This window comes from Streptomyces sp. NBC_00846 (genome assembly GCF_045207325.1).
In the GTDB taxonomy this organism is placed as follows: domain Bacteria; phylum Actinomycetota; class Actinomycetes; order Streptomycetales; family Streptomycetaceae; genus Streptomyces.
In genome coordinates, this window is the sequence record NZ_CP108846.1 from 7,914,480 (window position 1) to 7,941,394 (window position 26,915).

Annotated in this window: 21 protein-coding genes and 5 pseudogenes; 20 read left to right on the forward strand and 6 right to left on the reverse strand. The window is 66.9% G+C overall.

The window, feature by feature from the left end; all coding sequences use genetic code 11:
- Positions 1 to 161: 161 nt before the first annotated feature.
- Positions 162 to 1,889, reverse strand: a pseudogene (locus tag OG936_RS36455) (IS1182 family transposase).
- Between the two features lie 84 nt (positions 1,890 to 1,973).
- On the opposite strand from OG936_RS36455, the gene OG936_RS36460 reads away from it, so the two are divergent.
- The 6 genes and pseudogenes from OG936_RS36460 to OG936_RS36485 all read left to right on the forward strand — a co-directional run.
- On the forward strand, positions 1,974 to 2,474 hold the full coding sequence (locus OG936_RS36460; protein WP_406500048.1) for a hypothetical protein: 501 nt from the start codon (positions 1,974 to 1,976) through the stop codon (positions 2,472 to 2,474).
- Between the two features lie 32 nt (positions 2,475 to 2,506).
- Positions 2,507 to 3,335: pseudogene (locus OG936_RS36465) on the forward strand (IS5 family transposase).
- Positions 3,332 to 3,754 carry a hypothetical protein gene (locus OG936_RS36470; protein ID WP_406499672.1) on the forward strand — a complete coding sequence of 141 codons (423 nt, stop codon included), beginning with the start codon at positions 3,332 to 3,334 and terminating at the stop codon, positions 3,752 to 3,754. Before OG936_RS36465 ends, OG936_RS36470 begins: the two are co-directional and overlap by 4 nt.
- 87 nt (positions 3,755 to 3,841) lie before the next feature.
- Positions 3,842 to 4,840, forward strand: a complete 999-nt coding sequence (locus tag OG936_RS36475) for a hypothetical protein (protein ID WP_406500049.1) — start codon at positions 3,842 to 3,844, stop codon at positions 4,838 to 4,840.
- 352 nt (positions 4,841 to 5,192) lie between these two features.
- A complete protein-coding gene (locus OG936_RS36480; RefSeq protein ID WP_406491871.1) occupies positions 5,193 to 6,533 on the forward strand; it encodes an IS110 family transposase in 1,341 nt (446 codons plus the stop codon).
- Between the two features lie 94 nt (positions 6,534 to 6,627).
- Positions 6,628 to 6,816 (forward strand): annotated as a pseudogene (locus tag OG936_RS36485) (IS5/IS1182 family transposase); the annotation flags it as partial.
- Between the two features lie 8 nt (positions 6,817 to 6,824).
- Here the strand turns inward: OG936_RS36485 and OG936_RS36490 are convergent.
- Together OG936_RS36490 and OG936_RS36495 are read right to left on the reverse strand one after the other, a co-directional pair.
- Positions 6,825 to 7,799: an SMI1/KNR4 family protein gene (locus tag OG936_RS36490; protein ID WP_406500050.1), complete on the reverse strand. Its 975-nt coding sequence runs from the start codon at positions 7,797 to 7,799 to the stop codon at positions 6,825 to 6,827.
- Positions 7,800 to 8,129: 330 nt separating this feature from the next.
- The gene (locus OG936_RS36495; protein ID WP_406500051.1) at positions 8,130 to 9,104 is read right to left on the reverse strand and encodes a hypothetical protein; all 975 of its coding nucleotides are present in this window, start codon (positions 9,102 to 9,104) and stop codon (positions 8,130 to 8,132) included.
- Between the two features lie 218 nt (positions 9,105 to 9,322).
- Here OG936_RS36495 and OG936_RS36500 point away from each other — a divergent pair, with 218 nt between their 5' ends.
- From OG936_RS36500 to OG936_RS36545, 10 genes and pseudogenes are all read left to right on the forward strand, one after another.
- Complete coding sequence (locus OG936_RS36500; protein ID WP_406500052.1) at positions 9,323 to 10,885, forward strand: replication-relaxation family protein; 1,563 nt, start codon at positions 9,323 to 9,325, stop codon at positions 10,883 to 10,885.
- Positions 10,886 to 10,983: 98 nt separating this feature from the next.
- On the forward strand, positions 10,984 to 11,511 hold the full coding sequence (locus OG936_RS36505) for a hypothetical protein (protein ID WP_382224376.1): 528 nt from the start codon (positions 10,984 to 10,986) through the stop codon (positions 11,509 to 11,511).
- A 435-nt stretch (positions 11,512 to 11,946) separates the two neighbouring features.
- On the forward strand, positions 11,947 to 12,876 hold the full coding sequence (locus OG936_RS36510; RefSeq protein ID WP_229846371.1) for a hypothetical protein: 930 nt from the start codon (positions 11,947 to 11,949) through the stop codon (positions 12,874 to 12,876).
- Between the two features lie 231 nt (positions 12,877 to 13,107).
- Positions 13,108 to 13,707, forward strand: a pseudogene (locus tag OG936_RS36515) (DnaB-like helicase C-terminal domain-containing protein); the annotation flags it as partial.
- A 198-nt stretch (positions 13,708 to 13,905) separates the two neighbouring features.
- Positions 13,906 to 14,613, forward strand: coding sequence for a TnsA-like heteromeric transposase endonuclease subunit (locus OG936_RS36520; RefSeq protein WP_406500053.1), 708 nt, complete (start codon positions 13,906 to 13,908; stop codon positions 14,611 to 14,613).
- On the forward strand, positions 14,610 to 16,742 hold the full coding sequence (locus OG936_RS36525) for a helix-turn-helix domain-containing protein (protein WP_406500054.1): 2,133 nt from the start codon (positions 14,610 to 14,612) through the stop codon (positions 16,740 to 16,742). Before OG936_RS36520 ends, OG936_RS36525 begins: the two co-directional genes overlap by 4 nt.
- Positions 16,739 to 16,972 (forward strand): hypothetical protein, encoded by a 234-nt coding sequence (locus OG936_RS36530; RefSeq protein WP_406500055.1) that lies wholly within the window; start codon positions 16,739 to 16,741, stop codon positions 16,970 to 16,972. The genes OG936_RS36525 and OG936_RS36530 overlap by 4 nt, the downstream gene beginning before the upstream one ends.
- A 48-nt stretch (positions 16,973 to 17,020) precedes the next feature.
- Entirely contained in the window at positions 17,021 to 17,857 is an 837-nt protein-coding gene (locus tag OG936_RS36535; RefSeq protein WP_406500056.1) for an AAA family ATPase, read from the forward strand.
- Positions 17,854 to 18,291, forward strand: a pseudogene (locus OG936_RS36540) (TniQ family protein); the annotation flags it as partial. The gene OG936_RS36535 and the pseudogene OG936_RS36540, both read left to right, overlap by 4 nt.
- A 306-nt stretch (positions 18,292 to 18,597) precedes the next feature.
- Positions 18,598 to 20,466 carry a LysR family transcriptional regulator gene (locus OG936_RS36545; RefSeq protein WP_406500767.1) on the forward strand — a complete coding sequence of 623 codons (1,869 nt, stop codon included), beginning with the start codon at positions 18,598 to 18,600 and terminating at the stop codon, positions 20,464 to 20,466.
- A 422-nt stretch (positions 20,467 to 20,888) separates the two neighbouring features.
- Here OG936_RS36545 and OG936_RS36550 read toward each other — a convergent pair whose 3' ends face one another.
- A complete protein-coding gene (locus OG936_RS36550; RefSeq protein WP_406500057.1) occupies positions 20,889 to 21,464 on the reverse strand; it encodes a winged helix-turn-helix domain-containing protein in 576 nt (191 codons plus the stop codon).
- 110 nt (positions 21,465 to 21,574) lie between these two features.
- Here OG936_RS36550 and def point away from each other — a divergent pair, with 110 nt between their 5' ends.
- Entirely contained in the window at positions 21,575 to 22,237 is a 663-nt protein-coding gene (gene def, locus OG936_RS36555; protein WP_406500058.1) for a peptide deformylase, read from the forward strand.
- A 237-nt stretch (positions 22,238 to 22,474) separates the two neighbouring features.
- Positions 22,475 to 22,672, forward strand: coding sequence for a hypothetical protein (locus OG936_RS36560; protein ID WP_406500059.1), 198 nt, complete (start codon positions 22,475 to 22,477; stop codon positions 22,670 to 22,672).
- Between the two features lie 241 nt (positions 22,673 to 22,913).
- On the opposite strand, the gene OG936_RS36565 is transcribed toward OG936_RS36560, so the two are convergent.
- On the reverse strand, positions 22,914 to 23,288 hold the full coding sequence (locus OG936_RS36565) for a hypothetical protein (protein WP_406500060.1): 375 nt from the start codon (positions 23,286 to 23,288) through the stop codon (positions 22,914 to 22,916).
- Between the two features lie 490 nt (positions 23,289 to 23,778).
- On the opposite strand from OG936_RS36565, the gene OG936_RS36570 reads away from it, so the two are divergent.
- A complete protein-coding gene (locus tag OG936_RS36570; RefSeq protein WP_406500061.1) occupies positions 23,779 to 24,174 on the forward strand; it encodes a hypothetical protein in 396 nt (131 codons plus the stop codon).
- A gap of 55 nt (positions 24,175 to 24,229) precedes the next feature.
- Here the strand turns inward: OG936_RS36570 and OG936_RS36575 are convergent, their stop codons facing one another.
- Positions 24,230 to 25,513, reverse strand: coding sequence for a HEAT repeat domain-containing protein (locus OG936_RS36575; protein ID WP_406500062.1), 1,284 nt, complete (start codon positions 25,511 to 25,513; stop codon positions 24,230 to 24,232).
- Positions 25,514 to 25,979: 466 nt separating this feature from the next.
- Here OG936_RS36575 and OG936_RS36580 point away from each other — a divergent pair, with 466 nt between their 5' ends.
- On the forward strand, positions 25,980 to 26,792 hold the full coding sequence (locus tag OG936_RS36580) for a GNAT family N-acetyltransferase (protein ID WP_406500063.1): 813 nt from the start codon (positions 25,980 to 25,982) through the stop codon (positions 26,790 to 26,792).
- Positions 26,793 to 26,915 lie beyond the last annotated feature (123 nt).

Genomic DNA, 26,915 nt, shown 5'->3' on the forward strand with positions numbered 1-26,915 from the left:
AATTGCACTGATAGCGTGCGTACTGCGATAACAGTCTTTTCAGGACAAAGGTGCGAGCAGGTGCATCCCCTTGTCGGCCGCGCGCGGACACGGAAGACGTGGCGGATCGGGCCCACCCCGCGCCATTGAGAGATTCTGTCGGGGATCTTGGTTTTCGAAGGTCACTGTCCTTGGCGCCACCAGCGGGGCCGGGGCAATTCGTTGTCGTCGAGGTACTGCTGGAACGCCGTCGGTGAACGGGGGCGGTAGGTGGAGTCTTCCGGTTCCTGGGTGCTGAGGCGTTCGATGTTGACGGCGATCGCGGTCAGGACGTGCTGGACGTGGGCCTTGGCAACGCCGTGGTAGCGGCAGCGGCGCATCCGATGGCCGTTGACAAGCTCATTCATGGTGCCCTCGACGCCGGAGCGTCAGGCATAGAGCCGCTGCCACTGCGGGTCCTGCTGATCAGCGCGGTTGCGGGCCTGGAGCTCGTGCAGGCGTCGGGGCAGGAAGTTCACCGTCCGTGCCGCCCCGGAGGTGCACGAAGACCGCTCAGGACAGGGCCCGCAGTGCCGCTTGTCGAACCGGACCACCGTGTAGGGGGCCATCGCCGGAAGCTCGTTCCAGTTGCCGCTGACCTGGCCGTTGGGGCAGGTGACCTCGCGGCGGTCGAAGTCGATGATGAAGTTCTCCCGGGCGAAACCGTCGCCGGTCTTGCGCTGTCGGGAGTTGTCGGTCTTGACCGGGCCGACCATGGTGACGCGGTGGGCGCGGGCGGCGGTGTCATGGAGCACGACGGAGGTGTAGCCGCTGTCGACGAGGTGCTCGGCGGGCAGCAGACGGCGCCGCTTGAGCCGGGTGTGGATGCCGGGCAGGGCCACACTGTCGCCGGTGGGGACGGTGGTGGCCACGTCCGTGATGACGTTGGCACTGCCTTCGTCGCAGGTCTCGGTGGTATGCGCGAGATAGCCGACCCAGGTCCGGTGCCCGCGGCGCGTGTAGCGGGCCTCGAGGTCGTAGGGCGACTCCAGGCGCCGGCCGGTGGGCGGCAAACCGTCCTTCTCGGCCCGCGGACGCAGCCGGCCCCGGGCATCGACAAGGAAGTGCTGGACCATGATCTGCCGCAGCGCCTCCAGTGCGGGGCGCGGTGGAGTGCCCGGGCGGTGGCCGCGGACGCGTTCGAGCAGCTCGGCGGCGTCGGCGCCGGCCTGTTTGAGCCGGGCGGCCGGATGGCTGGGCTGGCTGACCAGACGGACCTGCCGTCCGTAGCGCAGCGCCCAGTCCTCGTCCACCAGGCCGTCGAGGATCTCCGGTGCGGTGCGGGCGCACTCCTCCAAAGCGGCGCGGACCGTCTCCAACACCAGCTCCAGCCGGGTCAGTTCACGCACCGCGGCCCGCAGGTAGGTGGAGTCGGTGCGCTGCCGTCCCCGCGCCTTGACCAGCCCCGCTTCCTTGAGCCGTGCCAGCGCGAGGTCGAGAAGGGTATCGGCGCGGTCGTCCTGGGCCAGCCGGTCCCGGAAGTCGGACAGCACGCTGTGGTGGAAGCCGGGATCGTCCAGCTCGAGCGCGAGGGCGTATTTGAAGTCGATCCGGCAGCGCACTGCCTCGGCCGCCTGACGGTCCGACAGGTTCAGCAGAAACTGCAGCACGCTCACCGTGGCGAGCTGGGCCGGAGACAGGCCAGGCCGCCCGTCTCGCGGGTACCAGGCGTCGAAGTCCTCGTCGTGCCACAGCCCGTCCAGCCGGTCTCTCACCCACATCGCCGTCGTGCCCTTCGGATTGCTTGCCCGCGCCACCCGCGCAGTCGAGGGCGGAACTTGCTCGCCAGAGCGGGGACGGAGGGACACCGGCTCACCTCGTATGTACGGCAGTCGACCTTCGGAACCAAGCCGAGCCTGCCCGACGACCATGCCGTTCCGCCTGGGAACCTCAAGATCCCCGACAGAATCTCTCAATGGTCTCGGGGTGTCAGTCCGGTACGCGATCCTGTGAGCATGCGTGAACCGTATGAGCCTGAAGAGGCCCCAGAGCCCGAGGACGAAACATCGCCCAGCGAAGCGCCTGTTGCGGGTGAGGACGAAGACGTACTTCTTAGCGACGTGCTAGCGAACCTGGCGACGATAGGTCGCATTCCGTTGGCTGGGGTTCGGTCTCAGCTTGCTGAGATTGCCCGGGTGACCGGGCCGATGGCGGCGTTTCAGGCGCAGATCAGGCAGAACCAGGCGCTGATGGCGAGTGTTCAGAGTCGGATGCTGACGAACGTGGTGAGCGCTGGTCTTCCCGCGATTCTGGCGTCGATGCCGCCGCGGATTGATCCGTTGGCTGGGGTTCGGTCTCAGCTTGCTGAGTTCGCCCGGGTGACCGGGCCGATGGCGGCGTTTCAGGCGCAGATCAGGCAGAACCAGGCGCTGATGGCGAGTGTTCAGAGGGCGGTATGTGACGTGATGCCACGTTTGCTGTCGCTGGAACGTGTGGCACAGGCGTATCGGGGCTGATCGGAGAGTCCTGTCGTGCTGGAGTGTTCCTCGTGAGAGACCGCCAGCCCTACAAGAGCGACTTATCCGACGAGCGGTGGGCCCTGATCGAGCCCGTCATCGCTTCCTGGAAGGCTCAGCATCCCTCCGTCAGCGGCCACCAAGGCGCCTACGAGATGCGGGAGATCGTCAACGCCCTGCTTTACCAGTCCCGTACCGGCTGCCAGTGGGACTACCTCCCCCACGACCTGCCCCCGGTCGGAGCGGTGAAGTACTACTTCTACAAATGGCGCGACGACGGCACCGACCAGACCATCCACGACCTGCTGCGTTGGCAGGTCCGCGAGAGCCGGGGGCGCAAGGCCGACCCGAGCCTGGTGGTGCTCGACACCCAGAGCCTGCACGCGGCCGCCGGGGTGCCCGCCGACACCACCGGAAGGGACGCGGCAAAAAGTCTCAGGCCGCAAACGCGGCCTGGCAGTTGATGTTCTCGGTCTGGTGATCGCGGTGGTGGTGCTGGCCGCGTCCGCGCATGACAACGCCGCCGGCATCGCATTGCTGGACAAGGTCGCGGCCGACACCGACACGGTGCAGAAGGCCCTGGTGGACCAGGGGTTCAAGACCGCCGTCGTCGACCACGGGCAGAAGGTGGGCATCGACGTCGAAGTCGTCGAGCGCAACCCGGCAACCAGCGGGTTCGTCCCGCAGCCCAAGAGGTGGGTGGTGGAGCAGGTGAACGGGATCATGATGCTGCACCGCAGGCTGGTACGGGACTACGAGCACCGGCCCGCCTCCGCCGAGTCGAGGGTGTACTGGGCCATAAGCGACCGGATGGCCCGGATGCTCACCGCGACCTCCACCCCTACCTGGCGCGGCGCATGAGCGGCAGCGAGCTGACCTTGGGAGCGGTGCTGGCGCACCTGGAGGAGCAAGAGCGCGATATCGCCGCGCAGGCCGAGGCTACACGGGGACGCATCGCGGAACTCACTGCGCAATTGGGGGAGTTCGACCGGGCCGCCGAGGAGGTCCGCATCACCCGCAAGACGCTGCTGGCTCTGCCTGATCCATCCCCGCCGACGCCGCCGGCCGCGAAGCTGCCGGACCATCCGGCCTACCGGCAGATCATGGCGGTGTTCGCCGCGGCCGACGCCCCGCTGCGGGCGCGGGCGGTCTGCGAGGCGATGGATCTGGAGATCGCGCCCAGCAACGTCAACAACGTCCGGCTGAAGCTCAAGCGGCTGGCCGAACGCGGGATCCTGATCGAGCCCGAGCAGGGGTTGTTCACCCAGCCGCGGCCATAGTCACCCGGAGAGGCCACCACCAGCCCGACAGCTCCAGCTGCAAGCGCGAAACGGGCAGCACGTTACTTACTGCCCTCTCAGAGTCGGATGCTGACGAACGTGGTGAGCGCTGGTCTTCCCGCGATTCTGGCGTCGATGCCGCCGCGGATTGATCCGTTGGCTGGGGTTCGGTCTCAGCTTGCTGAGTTCGCCCGGGTGACCGGGCCGATGGCGGCGTTTCAGGCGCAGCTGCCCAAGCTCGCGGCTAACGCCGACCTGTTCGCGAGCATCAGGGGTGCTGGGCTGCTGTCGTCGCAGGCTCTCCTGTCCGGGGTGCAGCTTGACGCGATGACCCCCCTGGCCTCCACTCTTCATCGGCTGGCTGAACAGGCCAGGAATGCCTTTCCGGCCCAGTGGCTCGGCCAAGCGCTGACTGCCGGAACACGGCTGCTTCTCCCCGACAACCTGAGCCATGTGCGAACGCAGATCTGGCCGTGGCTACTTCGCATCAGCGCCAAAGACGGCATGTGCTTGGCATGGGCACCCAGAGCCGAAATTATTGATGTGCTGATGACACGCCAGACATCGCAAGCCCGGCGACAGGTGCTTCTGGACTATCGCAAGGAAGTGCTCGAGGACGTCACTGCGAGTCTCGGCGAAGTCGATCACCCCGAACTGCTCGCCTACCGGGCACTCGTCGAGGAGGTTGTCGGCTGCCTCGCCGACGGCAGAGACGCTGCCGCGCAGGCGCTCCTGGGTAATGTTCTTGACTCCTGCATGCGCGAGCACGGTCACGACTGGCTGACGGATCGCTTCGCCAGCGCTCAGTTCCCGCTGAACATGGGTAGCCACAAGAGGATCGCGGGAATCCTTGCCACACACGACGGCAACAGCGGCGTCAGGCCCGGGATGTTCACCGCCTATCTGCTGGTCACGGCATTGAAGAACACCTTCGGGCCAGCACTCCGGCAGAACACCGCCAATCGCCACCTCGCCGCTCACCATGCGGCCAAAGGCAACTACCGCAGCGAGTTCGCCCTCGCCACGCTCCTGGCTACCCAGGCCCTCCTACGACAAGTCGATGGATACCTGTGGGCTCGGACCTGAGAGCGATGACATTCCGGCCCGGGGCCATTTCCCGCCTGACGGGCACCTGAGAAGAAAGTTCGGCCGCTTCTCCCGCCTGGCGGGACGTACGGCTGATCCGCCTTCCTTGCAGGTCAGTCCCCCTGATCCCTTTCGGGTACGCCTTGCTGGCGTGAAAACATGATCGCGGTGCCTGCCCGCCGACCCCGATGTCTCGTTGGGACGTTGAGCCCGTAGGTCAGTCTGGCGCCGGGACCGCAGAGGGGCCACGCACTGTTGCCTTCGAGCACGCCGGTCAGATTCTCGCTCCCCCAGCGGTCCCACGGGCAGGCGCCGTTCTGTTCGCGGACACGAGGACTGAGGGGAGCTGTCCATGGCCGAGGCCGAGGACCGTGAGGACGTCGAGGAGATCGAGCAGGCCGCCGAGCTGGTGGAACGCGTCGCCGCGATCGATATCGCCAAGGCGTCCGGGATGGTCTGCGTGCGGGTGCCGCACGAGGACAAGCCGGGCAAGCGCGTCCAGCGGGTCTTCAACACCGTCGCGACATCCGGCGCGATCCTGGAGCTGGCCGACCACCTGATCTGCCAGGGCGTCACCCGGGTGGTGATGGAAGCGACCTCGACATACTGGAAGCCGTACTTCTTCCTCCTCGAATCCCGAGGACTGGAGTGCTGGCTGGTCAACGCCCGCGACGTCAAGAACGTCCCCGGCCGGCCCAAGACCGACCGCCTGGACGCGGTCTGGCTGGCCAAGCTCACCGAACGCGGCATGCTCAGGCCCTCCTTCGTACCCCCGAAACCCATCCGTGAACTCCGCGATCTCACCCGGGCCCGGGCGGTGATGACGCACGAGCGCACCCGTCACAAGCAGCGAACCGAGAAGCTCCTCGAAGACGCCCAGATCAAGCTCTCCACCGTGATCGCCGACATCTTCGGCGTCTCCGGCCGGGCAATGCTCGAAGCACTCATCGCCGGGGAACGCAGCCCCAAGGCCCTCGCGGACCTGGCCCACGGCACCATCAAGGCCAGCCACGCCACCCTGGCCGAATCACTGACCGGCCGTTTCGAAGAACACCACGCCTTCATGTGCCGGATGCTGCTGGACACCGTCGACTACCTCACCGTGCAGATCGACAAGCTCACCGCCCGCATCACCCTGCGCCTGGCCGGACTGTCCACCACCGAGGACGACGAGGGCCCCGGACAGGGCACCCTCATACCGATCACCGACACCGAACGCCTCGACGAAATCCCCGGCATCGGACCGGGCACCGCGCAGGTGATCCTCGCCGAGACCGGCCTGGACATGAGCGTCTTCCCCACCGCCGGGCACCTGGTCTCCTGGGCGAAACTCTCCCCACGCACCATCCAGTCCGGCGGCAAGAACACCTCCGGACCCACCGGCAAGGGCAACCCCTGGCTCCGCGGGGCCCTCGGCGAAGCAGCGATCTCCGCCGCCCGCACCGACACCTTCCTCGGCGCCCGCTACCGCCGCATCGCCAAACGCCGCGGCCACATGAAAGCCCTGGTCGCCGTCGCCCGCTCCATCCTGGTCTCCGTCTGGCACCTCATGAGCGACCCCACCGCCCGCTACCGCGACCTCGGAGCCCACTTCCACACCCGCAACCTCGACCCCACCCGCAAGACCCGCGACCTCGTCCGCCAGCTCGCCGCCCTCGGCCACGACGTCACACTCACCCCGGCCGCCGCCTGACCGAACCCCCCGAAGCCCCCGCAAGCAGCCCCTCGACGTCACCAACCAGGGGCTACCTCGCCGTACCCGTCTCACCGTGGAGTATTCCGGTCAGAGGTGGCACGTGGAGCGTACCCACGCCTGGCAGAACGCCTTCCAGCGCCTCGCCCGCTGCTACGAGCGGCGGACCACCGTGATCAACGCGTTCTTCGATCTCGCCGACACCATCATCACCATACGCAGCCTGATCCGCCAGGCATGGACAACCCACCGCTGGGACGAACGCCCGCACCGCCGCTCATGAACCCACGCCTATCCGCGCACGATCGATCCATCCGGCCGAATCCTGGTCCACGGGCCGGTATCGCTGGTGCCCTTCGAGGCCACGATGACCTCGGCGACGCCATCGCGGAATGGCCGAACGGCCCTGAACCTGGTGCCGTACGGGATCCGCCAGGTGCCCGACCCGTCTATCAGCCCGTACACGCCGTGATCACCGCCGCATACGCCAGGGCCCACCCAGAACAGGTCGAGGTCTTCGGCGGTGTACGCGACCTGGTCGTAGGAGCCGCCCAGCGAGTATCCGAGCAGGTGGTAAGAATCATCTGGGCCAACGCCAGCCATGCGCGGCTCGTCAACAGCCTTGTCGTAAGCCATTCGCAGTTCGGCTACCTTCGTATCGTCGAACTCGGCGATGTGCTGCTCGTGCAGATCCATCTCCGCGTTGAGCCATTCGGTGAACGTACCCGCCACGTCCTGGGGTGCACCGTCATAACCGATCCACACGGCGATCTTGTCCTCGTCCCCGGCTGGACCGAACGAGTAGCCCGCGTAATCGGGCAAGTCCCAGCTGGCGAAGAGCGCGTGCAGACACCGGGTTGGCTGGTCCTTGGCAGGACGGGGGAACGCGAAGTCGGGATCGCATTGATCGACCGACTGTTCGGGACCGCATTGACTGACCGACAGTGCGGCCATGGCCTCAGGGGGAAGAAACGCGAACCCTTCAATATCGCCGCCGTAGTTGAGCACGGGATAGCCGACCTCCGCCACGAAGGCGCGGTAGTCGGCAGGCAACAGGTGCTCCAGGTCCGCCCCCTGCGGGTGCTCCACGCTACGTACGTAGCGAAGCTGTGCCGGCGTGTAACACAACCCCCACCCGAGCCCCCTCCCGACAAGTAGCCGCTCGAACTCCCTCCAACGGGCCACCGCATTCATGGCACCGCCAGCCGGCTCATCCGCCACGCTGGGCTCAGCCCCCAGGCCGTCAACACTCAGATCATCAGGCATGACCGGCACGATAACCGCACGCACCGACAGGTGACGTCCACGAGTCCCCGCAGCAGCGAATCTGCATAGTGGAGCACGTAGCCGAAGCCCGCCATCCAGCACACACAGGCTGGCCAGGCCCCTACGGTGCAACTCTCATCCACGACGCCAGCCTCGGGAAACTACTGCCCGGCCTCCCGGATGCCGCCGGAGACGGCCGCCGCCCGGCTGACCGCGGTGCTCGGCGTGACGGTGACAGAGCGTCGCGATCCCGAACACGGCGGGGCTGTACCTGGAGCCCACCCCGCCCTTCCCAGCCACGCCAATCTGCGCAGCCTCTTATTACCCGCGCTAGGAGAAAGCTGGCGGCTCTGCCGGACGGCGGACAAGGGGGTGCGTGATAGAGGAGCCCGGTTCGATCTGGCCCCTTCTCAAGGGGGGTATCGCTTGCCGCCTGGACCGCGTCGCGCACGCCATGAGGTGCGCCGCGGATGACGTGCGCGCACTACCCGCGCCCCTGTGTCGGCGGCGCGCGCACCGCGTGGATCCGATGCGCGCGCCACCGCGCCACTGCGCCTCTGCGCCACCGCGCCGGTGGTGCGCGGACCGCACCGCGCGCGCGACGACCGGCCCGGGAGTGGATGACATCGTGCGGAGTGGACCGCACCCGATGCCCGCCACCGCATCCGATGTCCGGACGATGCACCGCATCCGATGCGCGACATCGCGGTGGGAGTGCCCTGCATCGCCTCGGGAGTGCACGACATCGCGATGGAGAGTGCAAGCATCCGATGTCCACCGTCGCGGTCCGGGCGAGTGCATCGTTCCTTGACCGGGTTCGCTACGTGCGACATCCCGCCCGAACAGGACAGCGCCCGGGGGAGGAGAAGTTCTCCGTCCCCGGCAGGGCGCCGGGTTCCACCGGGGAGCGGAGCCACGGACGTCGCAGAGGAACTGACTCACCTGGTCGACCTCCTGCATGCACTCGATCAGGAACCCCGCCGCGATGTAGGCGACCTGCGCACCGCCGCCCGAGTAGCACCACCGCTTGAGGTACCGGCTCGCCACCGCCGCCAGCTTGTCCATGACGTACCCGGCCCCGCAGTCGGCGTGTTCGTCGGGCACGACGGTGAGGTGGTCGGCCAGCAGCAGCGCACCGAACTCGCCCATCAGCCGCGCCAGCTCCTTGCCGTCCCGGTGGAACTCCTCCAGCCGGGCCCGCGCCTCCTCGGTGTCCTCGTCGTGCCAGACCAGCTCCACGTAGTCGGCGGCCCGCCAGATCTGCTCCGGGGTGAGCTCGGGCAGCTTCGGCGACGTCGTCTCCATGACGATTCCCTCTCTGTACGGGCCGCGCGCCTGCTGCGCCCGGCCTGTTGACCACACCTTCGGAGCCGGGGCCTGTGGACAGGGGACGGAGTCGGGACGGGGTCGCTGCCTGTGGCGTCGATCACGGACAAAACGTCAGGACAAGGGAGTCAACCGGGCGGAAGCGGACGGTCGTCGGTGGTGATCGTCAGACAGCGGACAAGGGGGTCTTTCCGACGGTGGCTCCGGACCGCGCGCACATCGCGTGCGGGCCGGACGCTCACCGTCCCGGCCAGCAGGCCGGAGGAACCGAGGACACCGTGCCCGCCGACTTCACGCCCGACCCCGCCCACGAACCGCACATCGCCGACGGCCAGGCGCCCGACGCCGACGTGGACCAGGTCCCGCCGGCCCCCTCCACGGGCCCCTCCATCGCCCCCTCCACGGCCTCTTCGCCCGACAAGCGCGTATCCGCAGGTCAGCCCGGCCAGAACAGGGCCCCCGGCACGTTCGACAACCCTTCTAATTCTTCGAAGCAGACATGGAAGCCAACCCACACCAGGAAGAAGGAAGAGCTGAAGGCTCTCGGGATCTTCCAGAGGGCTACCGCTGAACACTTGTGGCGCATGCTGCGGCCCGGAGACCGGCACGACCGGTGCACGAGGGACACCCTCAACGCGCTGAAGGAGCAGGGGAAGGTCCGGGTGGAGACGCGGCTGGAGTCGAACCATCAGCTGTGGGTGCTCACCGAGCGAGGACACAAGGAAGCCAAGCAGCTGCTGCCGGGGAACGTCCGGGTTGCCGCGCTGCGCAAGCTCGAGTTCAACGACGACGGTGAGCCGGTCACCGGCGAGGGCTTCGACGAACACGCGGCCGCCGTCACGATGACCGCTGCGGTCCTCACCGGGGCCGGGTTCGGCACACCGCTCTCCTGGCAGACCGAGATCGGCCACAAGCTCCCCTACGGCTACACCCAGTACGCCGACCTGACGATGCGGGCCCCGGACGTCGACGTGCCCGCGATGCTCCTGGAGGTCGGCCGCGTGAACGAGCCCGTCGACGTCCTGGTGGCCAAGGTGCGCCGCTACAGCGAGTGGTTCGAGCTCCTGGCGCCGAAGGCCGACAAGGTCAAGGCGCAGGCGGCCCGTCACGACGGTGCGGCGGTGCACGAATTCCGGCTGTGGTCGCGGGTTTACCCGGCGACCGGCCGCGCGGGCTACGTGCCGGTGGCGTTCGTGTTCACGGGCAAGACGAAGGCGCAGCGGGCCAGCCGGATGCGGCGACTGGAGCAGGCAGCCCGTTCCTACTTCGCCGGCACCAAGTACGCGGGCGGTGGCATCACGGCCGTCGACTACCACCAGGCGGTGCCGGTGGTCGTCACCGAGCTGGAGCGGATCACCGCCGACCCGGACGGGGCGGCGGGGAAGGTGTGGCGCAGGCTCGGGCGCGATGAGTGGCAGACCCTGGCGGAGGCTCTGGACAATCCCGACGGTGATCGGCTGTACGTGGTGCAGCGGGAGCAGGCCCGCAAGCGCCAGAAGGAGCGCGAAGCCGCGGCCCGCGAGGCGCAGCGGCCCGTGTGCAGGCGCTGCGGAGCGAAGTTCACCGACGACCGCTGGGACACGGTCCGGCAGTACCCGGCGCAGCAGCACCGCGAGCTGTGCGGACCGTGCCTGCGCGAACACCATGAACAGGCGCAGGCGGAACGCGCCGCGCGGCTCCAGGCGGAGGAAGCCGCAGCACGGGAGGCGGCCGAAGCGGAGGCGAAGAAGAACTGCGGACTGTTCGGCCGCCGCCGGTAGCGGCGCGCGGGCCGGCGGCCGGAGGACGTCTTGTCCGCTGCCGGGCCGGGGCGGAAAGATCGGATGCGGACCATCCACAATCGAGGGGGAAGAACACGGTGAGCAACAAGCTGCTGGCACCGGACGGCTGGCTCGTACTGGGACTGCCCTGGCCGGAGCAGACCCAAGATGGCTGGGGTGAGTGCGCGGTGGCTGTCGCCCCGGCGATGATTCCCCGCCACCTCGTCAGCAAGGGCGCTGGCATCGCGCTCGATCTCGCGACCGGCCTGGCCCGCGACCCGAACGACGGGCCAGGCAAAGCGGTCTTCTTCTCCGACGTCACCCTCTGGCTCGACAAGCAGGGCAAGGACTGGGCGGACTTCGGAGCCGACTACGAAGCCGTCATCGACGAACTCGTCAAGGCACCGGTCCCGCAGCTCTACATGACGCTCGTGCAGAAGGCCCACGCCATCCTGTGCGACGCCAGCCGCGACGGGGTACGCCTGTACTACCCGGGCGGCGACGTCGAACACGTCACCCCGCAGGTACGCGCTGACGTTCACGCCGCCATCACCACCAGCCTGGAGCGGGACTGGCCTCCCTATATCCAGGGCCTCATCGACCGCGGCGCCCTCCAGACCCGGTAGTCACACAGCGACGGGCTCCTGTGACTGGGCGAGCTAGGTGACACCAAGGTGGGTCGGTGAGCTGGCACCGAGCGTGGACTTGAGCGCGGTACCTGTCACTGTTTGGGCATTCCAGTTGTCACCACCTGGGGTTTTTCGCTCTAGTTGTCACCAACTTCGCTGGACCGGGGCTGCGACGGTGATCTCCGTGATGCGGCTTCTGGGGGCGGGCTCCTTTTTGGGGCGCGGAGGAGATACGCGCGAAAGGGGACACTTCGTGACGCTGCGCTAAGGCCTGTTGCAGTGTGCTATGGGCAATGTGGCTGACCGTAGTTGGCCTATGGAGGGAGATACGCCGGTAACTGACTCGCCGGAAGCAACTTTCGCGCCGAAACCCACGTCTGCCAGTGGGAACGGGACCGAACCCCACCGACCCATACATGAACGGAGCTTTCGGTGCTCATAGGACTGCTCACCGCCGTGGCAGCATCGATCTGTTACGGCACGGGCTCCGTCCTTCAGGCCGTCGGATCACAGAAGTCAGCCCGCCGGGAGGCCGCCGAGGGCAGCGTGACCCAGCACGGTGGCCCGAGCCTGTCGTCCACTGCGAAGGCGGCGATGACCTGGGAGTTCATCGTCGGGACCATCCTGGACTTCGTCGGCTTCGGGCTCGGCGCACTGGCGGCGCGCCTCCTGCCGCTGTTCCTGTCGCAGACCGTGATCAGCGCCAACTTGGTGATCACGGCGGTGCTGAGCATCAAGCTCCTCGGCATCCGGCTCAACCGCGCCGAGTGGACCTCGATTGCTGTGGTCTGCTCCGCGCTGGTGCTTCTGGCGACGGCGGCGGGCCCGGAAGGCAGCGGCGACACCCCGATCTCCACGCACTGGTGGCTGCTGGGGATCTCGCTGCTCCTGATCGTGGGCGGCACCGTGGTCGTACGCCTACTGGGGGCGCGCGCCGCGATCCTGGCCGGCCTGCTGTCCGGACTGGGCTTCGGCGCCCTCGGTGTCGGGGTCCGTGTGCTGAACGGCATCGACCCTTTCGACCCGGGAGCGCTGCTCTGCGACCCGGCGCTCTACGCGATCCTGGTGGCAGGCATCGGCGGCATGTACCTGCACACGGTCGCCCTGCAGATCGGCTCGGTCAACGGCGCCACCGCCGCGCTGGTCGTCGGCGAGACCGTCCTGCCGGGCATCATCGGCGTGCTGTGGCTCGGCGATGCCTCCCGTCCCGGCTTCGCCTGGGCGGCGATCACCGGGTTCGTGCTCGCCGTATCGGGCGCGGTGGCAGTAGCCTGGTTCGGGTCCCCGAAAGGGCACGGCAGCGGCCCTGCGGCGGCGCCCGTGACACCCGCCAAGGACGCCCGGACGTCCGCGGGGGTCTGACCCGGCACCAGATGCGCCGAATTTCCAACGCTTGGCTGCCGTGCGGGAGCCATCGTTTGCGACACAACTCCCACACACGCAAGCCTGGTTGAGATCCGACATCCTCTGGCCAAGAGAGCGGTTCAACGTGTGGAGTCTGGTGGCCAAACCGACGACTCGCCTGCGCATCGTCTCTTCCGTCCGGCATCGTTGCTACCGATATCGGGCTCCCAAATGCTCAGTGACAGGTGTCGCGCCGAGCTCGGCATGCGCGTCCTGTCGGCCCAGGCCCGGGTGGCCCTCCACCACATGCGCGCGGGCACCATGACCGATGACGACTGGAACCGCGTGGCCAGGCACACCGGTGCCGTGAGTGAGGCCCCGCTGTACATCGACGACACCCCGAACCAGACCGTCATGTACATCCGGGCCCAGGCCCGCAAGCAGGCCCGGACCGGGCTTTCCCTCATCGTCGTCGACTACCTCCAGCTCATGCAGTCCGGCCTGCGCTCGGAAAGCAGGCAGCAAGAGGTCTCGGACATCTCCCGCAACCTCAAGCTCCTCGCGAAGGAGCTGAACGTGCCGGTCATCGCGCTCTCCCAGCTGAACCGCGGGCCCGAGCACCGCACCGACAAACTGCCGGTCGTCTCCGACCTGCGGGAGTCCGGATCGATCGAGCAGGACGCGGACATGGTGATCCTGCTGCACCGCGAGGACGCCTATGAGAAGAGCTCCCCCCGCGCCGGAGAGATCGACCTCATCGTCGGCAAGCACCGCAACGGGCCGACCGCCACGATCACCGCCGCGTTCCAGGGCCACTACTGCCGCATCGTCGACATGTCCCAGACCTGACCACCCGAGCTGTAGGGTCTCAAATTTCGTGTCGGAATCTCATGGCCGATGTCGGATAGAAGTCGGATCCGACACTGACCTGAGATTTGCAGGTCGCTGCTGTACCTCATTCGAGTGAAGGCGTTGCTGGTGTGCTCCCGTCGGCGTGTTGGCGGGAGCATCGTGCTGCCGGGGGGCAACTCCAACTCGGGAGTGAGGATGGAAGCGACGGTCAGCTTTCGTGGGCACGGTGGCGAGGTTGAAGAGTGTTCCTGGGCGTCTGTGGCGCTGGCGTCGCTGCAGACGGCTCATCCGTGGCGGACGTTCCGCTGGTACAGGGACCAGAAGCACTACTCGGGTACCTACTGGTCGGCGACTACGCGCGACCACGTGATCTACGAGTCACGACTTGAGCTGTCGCGTCTGCTCTTCGCCGATTTTGATCCGTCCGTACGCGCCATCGTGGCCCAGCCCTTTTTGCTGCAGACGGTGCAGGAGGGGAAGGTGCGTCGGCACATCCCGGACTATCTCCTGCTCACCAGGCAGGTGCCGGTGGTGGTCGACGTCAAGCCGCTGCAGCGGTTGTCCAAGCCGGAGGTGGCATTCACCTTCACCTGGACCCGGAGGGCGGTGGAATCGCGGGGCTGGAAGTACGAGGTCTGGAGTGAGCCTCCGGCCGCAGAGCTGGAGAACATCCGGTTCCTCGCGGGCTACCGCAGGGATTGGCTGTTCAACCCCGAGATTTTGGACGCGCTGCGGGACGCAGATCTCGACGGGCTCCTTCTGGGACCGGCCACGGGGTGTCTGCCGGATCATCCAGAACCTCAAGTCCGTTCCGCTATCCACCATTTGCTCTGGACGCAGGATTTCGTAACCGATCTCGACCGGCCCCTCGGCCCTTCGCACATCCTGCGGAGGTCAGCGTGAGCAGGGCGGCGAATCGAGTCGGAGTTGGTACGCGCTTCCGCTACGACGGGGAATCCGTCGAGGTTGTGGAGATGGCCGCGACCACGGCGGGCAACGAAGTAGTTCTGAAGGATGGCCACGGGCGGCTTCTGCGGCTGTCGCTCAAGGAACTGCTGTTCTCTGACCGCGCAGCGATCAGTCCTGATGGCCCGGGACCGTCCGCGGATGACGAAGGCGAGGTCGCCTCCGTGGTCCTCGGTCAGCTCGATGCGGAGGAGAGACAGAAAGTCCTGGAGCGAGCTGGACACGTCCGCGAGGTGCTGACCGGTTATCGCTCCGGCAGCGGGGAGTTGGCGGCCGATGACGAGCCGAAAGCCGCCTACGCCACGGCCGTGCCGATGGAGGCGAGGAAGGCAGCGAAGGCGACAGAACTTGGCGTGACGATCCGGACCATTGAGCGCTGGGTCGCTGGGTTTCTCCAGCATGGCGAGGCCGGGCTTGCACCGAGGAGGTTGCGGTCGGAGCGGTCACAGACCTCGGTCGATGACCGGTGGGTGGAGACCGCGGTGGAGGTGATGGTCGAGCACGCCGACCAGTCGAAGCCGTCGCGGACGATGGTGATCGATCGGACCCGAGCTCGGGTGATCGCGCGGTTCGGCGAGGGGGTGGTGCCGCAACCGAGTCGGGCGACGGCGTTTCGGCTGCTGGAGGAGCTGGAGCGACGCCATCCACTGTTCCGGCTGAGTACGAAGCGCAATCGGGATATCGCCGGTCGGCCGGAGGGTCCGTACGGGAAGCTGCGGCCGACGCGGCCGGGCGAGTATCTGCTGATGGACTCCACGCGCCTGGACGTCTTCGCGTTCGACCCGTTGACGCTGAAGTGGGTTCAGGCCGAGTTGAGTGTCGGGATGGACTGGTACTCCCGCTGCGTCACGGGGATCCGGCTGACGCCGGTCTCGACGAAGGCAGTGGATGTCAGTGCGGTGCTTTTCCAGTCGTTTCGGCCGAGGCCGGCGGGGCGGGACTGGCCGCGGCACGCGGTCTGGCCCGAGCACGGTATCCCCCGCACCGTCTTGGTCGACGTCGAAGGCGCCGCCGGACCGGGCCTGGCCTCGCCGCCTCTGGTTCCCGAGACGCTGGTGGTCGACCACGGCAAGGTCTACGTCTCGGAGCATCTGACCAGCGTCTGCCGCCGGATGGGGATCTCCATCCAGCCGGCCCGGCTGCGGACGGGCCGGGACAAGGGTCCGGTGGAGCGATACTTCCGGACCCTTCGGGAAGGGCTGCTGCAGGTGCTGCCCGGCTACAAGGGGCCCGACATCCACTCGCGGGGCGAGAGCCCGGAGGACGACGCGTTCTTCTTCCTCGACGAGCTTGAGGCGATCATCCGGGAGTGGACAGCGACGGTTTACCACTGTCGGCCGCACTCCAGCCTGGTCGATCCGGGTCTGCCAGGACTGCGGATGTCCCCGGCGAAGATGTTCGAGCACGGCATGGCGCGGGCGGGCTACATCGAAGCACCCCGCGACCGGGACCTGGCTTTCGAGTTTCTGCAGACGAAGTGGCGCACGGTCCAGCACTACGGGGTCGAGATCGGCCGCCGCCGCTACAGCGGCCCCGGCCTGCCCGAGCCGGGAGTCCACAGCCCCTACGACAGTCCGGTGAAGAACGGCTGGCCCTTCCAGGTGGACCCCGACGACATCACCCGGATCTACTTCCGTGATCCGGCCACCCGTGCCTGGCACACGCTGGTGTGGGAGCACGCACCGTCGGCCGAGATGCCGTTGAGCGAGGACGCGTTGACGTTCGCCCGGCAGTTGGCTGCTTCGAAGTATCGCTTCCCAGACGACCGGCTTGCCGTTGCTGACTTGCTGGAGCGGTGGAACCTCGGGCTGGGCACCACGATTGCCGAGCGGCGCATGGCCCTGCGGCTCTCGCGTGAGCAGGCCGCTATCGAGCTTCCGGCGGCGGGCGATACGGAGACGGTCGTCTCGCTTCCGTCCGTACGCAAGGCCCTCGGCCAGGACGAGCAGACCGCGGAACTGCGGGAGCCCGACGTGGTGACGGAGACCGGGGATGACGACGAGGCCGATCTGGAGGACCTCGCCGGGGAGGACGACTTCTATGCCGATGCCCTGGAGGACGTGTGAACGACGGCAGCGTTCCGCAGCCAGGCAGTCTTGCCTTGTCGCGGAAGGAAGACTTCAAGGCCTTCGCCGAGAGCCCTCGCCGCAGCCGGCCCGACCTGCTGACCCGAAAACAGCTGAAGTCCCTACCCACGCAGGCGCGGGCGGACTACGACCGCCAGCGCCGCCAGTGGCACGCGAACATCGGCCCGGTCAAGACGCCTCAACTGACAGAGCTCCACGAAGACCTATAGGACATCGTCGACAGCAACGAGCAGGACGGCGACAAGGCCAAGGGCGCGGTGGCCGTCGACGCGTTCCCGGGGCTGGGCAAGACGACCTCCGTGCTGGCCTTCGCCCGCGACTTCCACCAGCGGGAGATCGAGGAATCAGGCACGTTCACGAGCCAGGGGCACGAGCGGATCCCCGTCTGCCGGGTCGGGCTGACCGGGAACACCGGAATGAAGGACCTCAACCGGGCCATGCTGGAGTTCTTCGGCCACCCCGGACAGATGCGGGGCACCACCGCCCAGTTCGGCCGGCGGGTGCTGGACTGCGTACTGTCCTGCGATGTCCGACTGGTGGTTCTGGACGATCTGCACTTTTTGAAATGGGGACAGAAGAGCGGAATCGAGGTGAGTATCCACCTGAAGTGGATCGCCAACGAGTTCCCGGTGACGCTGCTGATGGTGGGAGTCGAGCTCGCGAAGAAGGGCCTGTTCGGTGAAGGAACGAACGGGCGCGACACCGCTCTGGCCCAGACCGGCCGCCGCACCACTCGCCTCGGGCTTCGCCCGTTCACCATTGATACGGAGGCCGGGCGTCGGGAATGGCGGCAGATGCTGCTGGCCCTCGAACAGCGGGTGGTGCTCACTGACAAGCGCCCCGGCATGGTCGCGGACGATCTGTCGGACTACCTCTTCGCCCGCAGCACCGGGCACATCGGCTCGCTGATGACGCCGATCAATCGCAGCTGCCAGCGGGCGGTTCGCACCGGCGCCGAACGTCTTGACCAGGAGCTAATGGACCGGGTGAAGAACGACGAGGCATCTGAGGCTGCCCGTCTCGAACTTCAGGCCGCGCTGGAGAAGAAACGGCTGACCAGCCGTCCGCGGCCCCGGAGCCGGCGACCCGCATGAGTACGCCGACTCGCACCCTGCCGATCCGGCTGCCTCCACTGCCCGGCGAGGCCCTGGACTCATGGCTGGAGGCGACGGCCAGGCGGATGGACACCGCACTCGGTGATGTCCTGCTGCACCTCGGCTTCCCGGTCCGGCACCAGGCCGGAAACCAGTTCCGGGGTATCCCGGCAGACTGGACGATCGTCCTCGACGAACAGCGGACCAATGCTGTCGCACACGCCACCGGGACGTCCCTGGAGACAATCGCTGCCCTGACCCTGGCGCACTACGACGGACGGGCCCTCCACATGAGTGCCGGGGGCCGGGCCGTGTCACGGCACGTCCTTTGGGGCCGCGGAGGGGGATCCCGGTTCTGCCCAGAGTGCCTTCTTGCCAGTGGTGGGCGCTGGCAATTGTCCTGGAGGCTGGGTTTCTCCTTCGCCTGCACCCGGCACTGCAGACTGCTGGCGGACTGCTGCCCGCACTGCGGGAGGGTGCCGCGGCAGCGGCCCCGTTCCGGCCGGTCCGTCCCTCAGTCTGAATTCTGCGGCAATCCACCGACCCGCCCCACCCGCCCGTTTTCGGCTGGCTGCGGCACCGATCTGGCCCGCGCTTCGACGCTTCTCCTGCCTCCTGGCCATCCGGTTCTCATGGCGCAGGACCGAGTGATGGAGGTCATTGACGGGGCAACGGCTGCCTTCGGCCCATACCGGACCTCTCCTCAGCCAGCATCGGCGGTGCTGGCGGATATTCGGGCCTTGGGCATACGCGTCCTGAGCGACCTTCCCGCAGCTGTCCTACGGGAACAGATCCCGGCTGACATCGCAGAAGCGCACCTCAACACCGATGCGGTCTCCCCGCACACCGGACAGGCCATGGAACGTCCGGGGTTCATGGCCCTGCCCCGAGCCGCGGACACGGCCGTCGCGGTCACCATGGCCCTGAGCATCCTGGAGGAACCAGGAATCCACCCGGCCGGCGAGGCCCTGCGGGGCCTGCTGGAAGCGGTACGCGAGGAACTCACGCAGATCTCGGCGACCAGCATCGACAGCTGGGGCAGGGGAATCAGCCCGGTGCTGCAGTCCGTGCACCTGGCCGCCCTCGCCCCTTCCCTCCGCCCCAGCGAATACGTCCGCTACCGCATCACGACCGAGACCCCCCGCCGGCCGGCCAGGACCACTCAGGACATCGAGCAGCGAGCCAGGGCGATCCCCACGATGTTCTGGCCGCCCTGGACGATCCTGCTCACACCACCTGAAGGAATCCATGCGCGGGCTCTGGCCCCCGTTCTCGCCGCCCTGCTGCTGATTCCCGACAGCCGCACATCCCTGGACCAGGCAGCCGGGCTGATCGGCGACACCATCGACGGCACTGAGGTGTCACGCCTCCTCCAGGAACTCGACGACCTTCCGCAATGGCCGGACATCGCCACTGCCCTGGACCGGCTCGCGGACTACCTCGATGCCAACAGCACCCCCATCGACTATGGTCGGCGCCGACTCCTGGACTACACCGGCCTGCTTCCTCATGCCCGCTGGCTGGACATCTGCCGCCGCACCGGAACACCACCGGGAATCGGACGGCGCGAACGCATCGCACGCAGCCAGCTCTTCCAACGTCTCAGCGGCCTGCCCGCCGAGTCTGCCCCCGACGACCTGGGCGGTCTCGACAGCGCAGAGTTCCGGGCAACGTCCTTGCGGTTCACTGCGCTTCAGACCCCTGAACTTGTGCACGCCCTCCAGCAGGAAGCCCTCGAATTCCTGGCCTCGCACCACATCCACGACGAGCCCGTGGCCTGGCAGCCTCCCACCACCTTGCTGGCAGGGCTCTCCCTTCCCGGCCCTGACCCGGCGCACGTCGACCTACCCCGCCTGCACCAGCTCGTCCGAGAACGGCAGCACCCTGTTCAGTACGCCGCCCAGGTCCTGGGCACGACCGTCGAGGCCATCCGACATGCTCTCGACGAACATCCAGCCCCCGCACCCCCGCTGACAAAGAACGCCGCCAGAGCCACTGGCCGCATCCGGCAGCAAGCCCGGCAAACCGTCCCGGCAGAGCGCTTCACCCAGCTCTACCTCGACGAACACCGGTCCCTCCAGCAGATCGCCAAGCTCACCGGCTTCTCCCGCAGCGTGCTGACCGACCTCGCCAAGGAGTACGGCATCCCGCTCCGAGGGCCCCAGGACCACAAGCGCCGCGGCGCCATCGAACGGGACTGGCTCATCGAGCAATACGTCCACCGCTGTCGGACGCTGCCGGACCTCGCCCGCGAAACCGGCATGAGCCCTGCGAACATGGCCCGCTGGGCTCACATCCACAACATCCCCCTCCGCCCTCGCGGCGGAGCCAGCCACCACACCGCCCTTCGCACCGTCGATCAGGCCGCAGACGCCCCCGCTATCCTGCGCGCTGCCCTGACCGGCCCAAATGCCTGGCAGCGATTCGAACGCTTTGCTGCCGCCCTGCCCTACTCCACCGTCACCGAAGCCGCCCGAGCCCTCGGCATTCACCAATCGACACTGACAACCCAGATCAACCGGCTCGAAAAGGACCTGGGCCGACCCCTGATCGAACGTGCTGAGCGGGGCCGCGGGATGCGGCCGAAGAGGCAGCCAAACGCGTCGTAGTTCCGGGTGATGTTGAGGAAGAAGAGATCGATGGCGGCTCGCCAAACCGAGTCCTCGTCCTCCTCGTGGAGGTGCCATGCTCGGCACTCGACAAAACCGCTGATGTCCGTTCCCATGACAGAGATTCTGCAACCGCCGTCAATCGATTTTGGGGTGGTGACCTGTCGATGCCAGCCGGAGAGCCCGAATAGCAGTGGCGACCTGCTTGTCTCACGGCCGCTTCATAAGTGCAGCCGATATAAAGCGGAGCGTGAGACTGTGCAGCGAAATCTGAGACCCTACAGCTCGTGTAGGTTCTCAGCCGCTGTGTCATGTGGCAGCGCGGTGACCTGGACGTTTTCAGGCTGTCTCACGTCGTGTCGCCGGCCTGCTGTCTCACTTTCGTGTCATTTCCTCAAGCGCGTGGAAAGGCCGACGGCTCCTCAGTCCTGGTCCGTGTCATCCGCTGTGTGAGGAAGCAGGGGGAACAGTCGGGTGATGAGGGCCACCGGTCGAGCGCCGTCGGGTCGGGCCAGGGGGCGTTGTTCACGGTCCTGGTAGGGCGCAAGCGTCCGTCGGATCACGTTCGCGACCCTGCTCATCTCGTCGGGTGTCAGGTAGGCGACGACGCTGAAAGCTTCGTCGTGGCGCCATTCAGACGGCGCTTCATCCCGTTGGTTCAGCCATCGCTGCCAGCTCTCGTCCTCCAGCCCGCGGGCCAAGTCGCCGAACTGCTCCTCCGCCATGGAACCGTCGGCACCGGGGGTCCTCAGCCGCCATGGACGTGCGCGGCCGCCTTGGTGAGAGGCCTCTTCGATATATCCGTGACGTGCGAGCTGCCGTAGGTGGAACGAGCAGAGGCCAGAGCTGTAGCCCAGCCGGGAGGCGGCTTCGGTGGCTGTGACGGTGCCGACTTCGGCGAGCAGATTCAGCAGGGCTGTGCGGACTTCGTGCTCACGCAATTCTTCGCCGGTGCCGGCTGCCTGGTCGTCTGGGGTGTTGACATCATCTTCAGTCACTTTGCAAAGTCTGCTACTTTGCAAAGCCCTTGGCAAGCAGTAGCTCTGCTGAAGGCACCCAGCTGCGGTGACCTCCGTGGCATCTGTGGCATGCGCAAAAGGAGACAGCCATGTCTGATCGTGACGAGCGGCCCCGTTCCGTCGACCGTCGAGTCCGCGTGCAAGGCCGCCCGGTGGACACCTATCCGGCTCTGCCACCGGAAGCGGGGCGGGGTTCGGTTCGCAGAGTCACGGTGGTCGGTGAGGAGGTGCTGAGCCGTCCGTGCCGGGAGGTGACCAAGTACGGGACTCCGGAGTTGTCGGCGTTAATCGACGACATGTTCCTGACCATGTATGTGGCCGACGGCGCCGGCCTTGCTGCCAACCAGGTCGGCGTTGACCTGCGACTGTTCGTGTATGACTGCCCGGACGACTATGGGATCCGGCATGTCGGTCACATCATCAACCCCGTCCTGGACCTGCCCGATCCCAGGAGTCGGCGGCTGGTTGACGAATTCGAGGGCTGCCTGTCCGTGCCCGGTGCCACCTTGACGGTTCCCCGCACCGATCGTGCTGTCGCCCGTGGGGTCGACAAGGACGGCAGCCCTCTCGTCATCGAGGGGCTGGGGTACTTCGCCCGATGTCTGCAGCACGAGACCGATCACCTCATGGGCCACACGTATCTTGATCGACTCTCCAAGCGGGACCGCAAGGACGCGTTGCGGCAGATGGAAGACCGCAGAGAGGAGGTCTTCGCCCAACGCGCGATCAAGGCCGCCCGTTTGGGCCGATAAGGCGCTTGACGGCAGCGGCCACCTTCCTGCCGAAGGGCGTGGGCCCAGTGGCCGGACCAGGCATACGGCACCACCTGGATCACCTGGGCCGAGATCAAGGAAGTCGATTGGGGCGAGCCAGCTGAGAAGGCCGACAGCCGACTCCACCAATACCGGCAGACTCCGGATGGGCTCAGGTTGACGGGGAAGTCCGCCTGGAGTTCTCGCTTCGCACAAGCCGTCGGCCTTCGTGCACAAGTGCCGGACGAGGCTCAAGAGTGGCCCGAGGGGAGCGAATGGCTCATCGGCGACGCTCTCTACAGGTCCGAGAAACTCCGCCGTCGAGATGCCGTCCCGGAGACCGGCGAGTGGAAACCGGTCTGGATGGTCATGGAGGCGCTCGCATCGCAGCACGGCGATGACAACGTGCGACTCGTTGTCTGGTTCGGCAACTGAGTGGGCCCAGGCACGAGCTGTACCCGCAGCTCTTGCTGAGGAAATGCCACCCGTCCTGAGACAAGAGTGGTCGGCCACGACGTGAGACAGCCGGAGAACTCACTGGTCGGCACGATGCCCTGGGACATGAGCCGCGAGATCCTACAGACCCTGTAGGGTCTCAGATTTCGTTTCCTAATCTCAGGCGCGATGTCCAAGTGAAGTCCTATCGGACACGATTCTGAGACTGGCTGGCCATCGACTAGACCCCCGGCTGGCCCTGTTCGGCACGGAACTCATCGAGCAGCTCAAAGAACAGCTCGATCGCAGGCCGGCCCGTGGCCTCGGCCGCGCGCTCGATCTCCACCGCCCAGCCCAGGGAGCTTTCGTAGTCATACCCCAGCTGCGGCCACAGCCAGTCGGCGAACGGGCCGCTCTGCCGGAAGTCAAGCTCTTCCTTGGCGCCGTGAACCTTCAAAGCCACGTGATAGCCGAACAGCATGGAATCCAGATGTTGCAGCGAACTCCCTCGCACCCACATCCCCGGGCGCAGTCGCACCTCCTCCAGGAGGTCGTACACATCGCGCATCTCGGTTAGCTGTCTGGGCGCCCGCCGGACCATCTCCGCCTCTGCCATGCGGGAACCTTACTGTCACATCGAGGACCACCGAACAGGGTAGGGGCTTTCGAACGGCGAGACGAAGCCGTCCCGGGGCATGAGATCGTCTAGGTCAGACGTCAAGCACCACCCGACGCCGAATCGTCAAGCTTCACCTGAGTCTCGACAAGCCACCTCGGGGTGCTAGTTGCGGAACCGTGGTCAGTGCCCGAGAAAATGACATGACCGTGAGACAGAAGGCATGCCAACGGTCGTGAGACACCGCGAGAAACCGCAGGTCGAAGCATCGGGCTATGCCACGGGCCGCGAGATCCTACACGAGCTGTAGGGTCTCAAATCCGGCTTCATAATCTCATGGCCCGCTGCATACGGATGGCATTTCTGCAGCCATCGTGAGACTCGCAGCTCGGGGCGCTCACTCTTCCGGGTGACGTAAGGGTGACCTCTCCACGGGGGGAGCGACCGCTGACCTCTCGGCCCCGCGGAGGCTTCTTGGCATCATCGCGACATGACCCCGACCCTTCCCCGCACTGTCCGAGCCGTCGACACCGCTCAGCTCCTGGACCTGGCCCAGGAGGCCACCATGCACGGCTTCAGCCAGCGCCTCCCGGTCGACTGGCTCAAAGAGCACCTCGCCGCAGAGGCGACGCACTACCTGTTCCCTACGCTCGTGCAGCGACTCACGCACCGCCCCGAGGTGCTGCTGCAGTGGAGGTGCCAGCAGCTGCTGACCTTCAGCACCGGCGAACAGATCTGGGGTCTGCTCGATGTCCTTCCCGGCACCTTCGACAAACTTCCGGAGACCTTGGACGCGGCGTCCAAGAAGGACATCGTCAGCCGCATCGAGCGAGCAGTGACCGTGGGTGAGTGGGTGGAGCGGATGGCTGCCGATGCAGGTTCGTGACGCCCCCGGGGCAGCGGTCCAGCTTGCGGGGCTTTGCCGGGGTTGAGGGCAGGCCTCAACCCCAGATGCATTCGGTCCTGTGGTCTTGGCCGTCGTCCGGAAGGCCCACATAGACGCGCAGGGCTGCCCGTGTGTCGGGCAGCCGTCGGCTTCGGAGGCTCTCTTCGAACTTCTTCCCGTACGCGCCCCAGGGCCCGAACTTCACCAATGCGAGCAGGAGGCGTCGCCGCCCCTGGGTGAGATGGTCGAACAGGGGGAGGCCGTCACGGAAGGGCTCGACGAAAGCCACGGCCAGTGCGGTCTCCGCTGTCGACTCCGTGTTGTCTCGCGGCATCACTGCCAGACAGTCGGCCACGCCGCAGAGCACGGTCTCCAAGTCGTGGTCGGCGAGCGACAAAAGGGAGCGACTGATGTACCCGGGGATGTCGCCCTCGTTGTAGTCGATGTCCGGCCTCGGGGTGTCGGCCGCCGCCGCGGCAAGTACGGCGATCACGTGCCCGGTCAGGTCGGTGCCAAGCCCGGTGGCGCCCTTGGCGCTACCGATCCGGGCCAGCGCAGTCGCCGCCGCCCAGCGAATCAAGGGCTCCGCGGCGTCCAGATGAGGACTGAGCCGTGACGTGAGAGTGATGTCGCCGTGCAGGCCGACCGCCACCAGGGCGGTGGCTTTCACCGTCACGGCGTCCTCGACCTGTAGGCGGTCGAGGAGACGGGGCAGGACGGTGGCCGCTTCTTCGGGGAACCAGGCCGACAGGTAGACGGCCCTGGTCCGGATGGCGGAGTCGGGATCGTCGAGAAGCCCGAGCAGGCCGGGCAGTTCGGCGCGCACCGCGTCGTAGGAGAGCAGGGCGCTCGCCCGAGAGTCCATCAGCCGCCCGGCGGCCCACTCCGCACGGATCTCCCTGATCCTGCTGCGCTTTTCCTCGTCCGGTTCGGCGGCTATTTGTTCGTCGTACCAGGCCAGCGCCTCCTCCATGCTCACCTCGGCAGCTGCCGCGCGCCAGGCCCTGATGTCGATGCCGCGGGGAAGGTCGTATTCGTCGTGCCAGTCGATTGCGAGCCTGGTCAGCAGCCACAGCACCCCGTCTCGGACTGCGTGAGGGCCGGCCAGGGCTATCCGGGCCACGAAGGGCACCGCGTACGGTGAAGCGGAGTATCGGGTGCCCTGGTGAAAGATGTTGCTGAACAAGGACCTCAAGGCGCCATCACGGGCGGCCTCGTCCTGACTGCACAGAGCGGTGAGCTGTCCAGGGACGTCCTGCGCCCTCCCGTACGCGTGGCCCAGCTCGGCCCAATCCACCTCGTCCAGGCCTTCCAGGAGGCCGCACTCACTGTTGATCACCGCCCGACTGTCGCACACGCCACTGACAGCGAGTCGGGCGAAAGCGCGCCCGTGACAATGGCCGCCGGGGCCATGCCCGTCCCCTACTTTCGTCGGCCGGGCGTCCGAGACCGCAAGGATCTGCCATGTTCGTGAGACTGAACGGCTGTGCACTCGGCCTGAGACAGCGAAAGAACCGCTGGTCAGCGAGCACTCCCTGTGCCACGAGCCGCGAGACCCTACACGAGCTGTGGGATCTCAGATTCCTTGTCGGAATCTCACGGTCGATGTCGGATCGCCGTCGGATCCGACATCGACCACAGAACAGACCATGTCCTGTCTCATGCAAGTTGGCAGATTCTCGTGACATCTCACGCGACGTGGCGGGTTCTCAATGGATCACGGCTGGGCCGAGTTCTGCGGTACGGGCTGTCCGTCCGGGAGGAATCCGGTCGCGCTCTGGCTGCAGAGGCGTCAGGATGCGGCCATGGCTGACGATCTCTTGCTCGTTCGCGCCCGGGAGCTGTGGGTGGAGCTGGCGGACACACCGGTCGAGTTCTGTCCCTCAGAAGGGGCAAAGGTTGTGGTCGCGCCCAGGTCGCGGTTGTCTCCGCCGTCGTGGACCGGGATCGTACGGATCGGTGACGCTGCCATCGTCACTGCGCCGAGCGTGCGGGCTGCCAGGATGGTGGACGACGCCGCGCGGAAGATGACCCACAAAGAGCTCGTCGACATCGCTCGTTTGCGTGCGGTGCTGCCTGTTCTCGATGTCCTCGGGCCGGCTTCGCTCTTCTATCTCGGCCGGGACGGCTTTCTTCCTGCGCATGAAGGTACCGGGGTCGAGCAGTTGCCGATCGGTGACAGCGGCCTGGCCGCGCTGCTGGCTCTGACCGGGGAGGAGGAGGTCGGCGAGAGCGGTCTGGAGGACATCTCTTCTCCCGCGTTCTGTCTTCGCCGGGGCGATGAGGTAGTAGCCGCGGCCGGGTATCGGTCCTGGCCGCGGTCGGTGGCCCAACTGAGTGTGCTGGTTGCCCCGCACTATCGGGGCCGGCGCCTGGCCCGGGTCGTGGCGTCCGCAGTAGTGGCCCATGCCCTCGATGCCAGGTTGCTGCCGCAGTGGAGAGCACGGCCCTATCCATCACAGCGTGTGGCTGTAGCTCTGGGGTTCCAGGAACTGGGTGCCCAGCTCAGCGTTCGGCTTGGCGACAAGGCATGGCAACAACGCAGGTCAGCATCGTGGATCCCGCCAATTACGCTGCGACAGGACAGGCCAGGTCACAGCACCGGCGATCCGTCCTGATCAGGCCGTCGAGCATCCGACACGAACGTGAGACTCCAGCATCCGACATGTCGTGAGACAGCGGCAGAAGCCGCAGGTCACGGGGCGGCCTCCGACACGAGCCGCGAGACCTTACACGAGCCT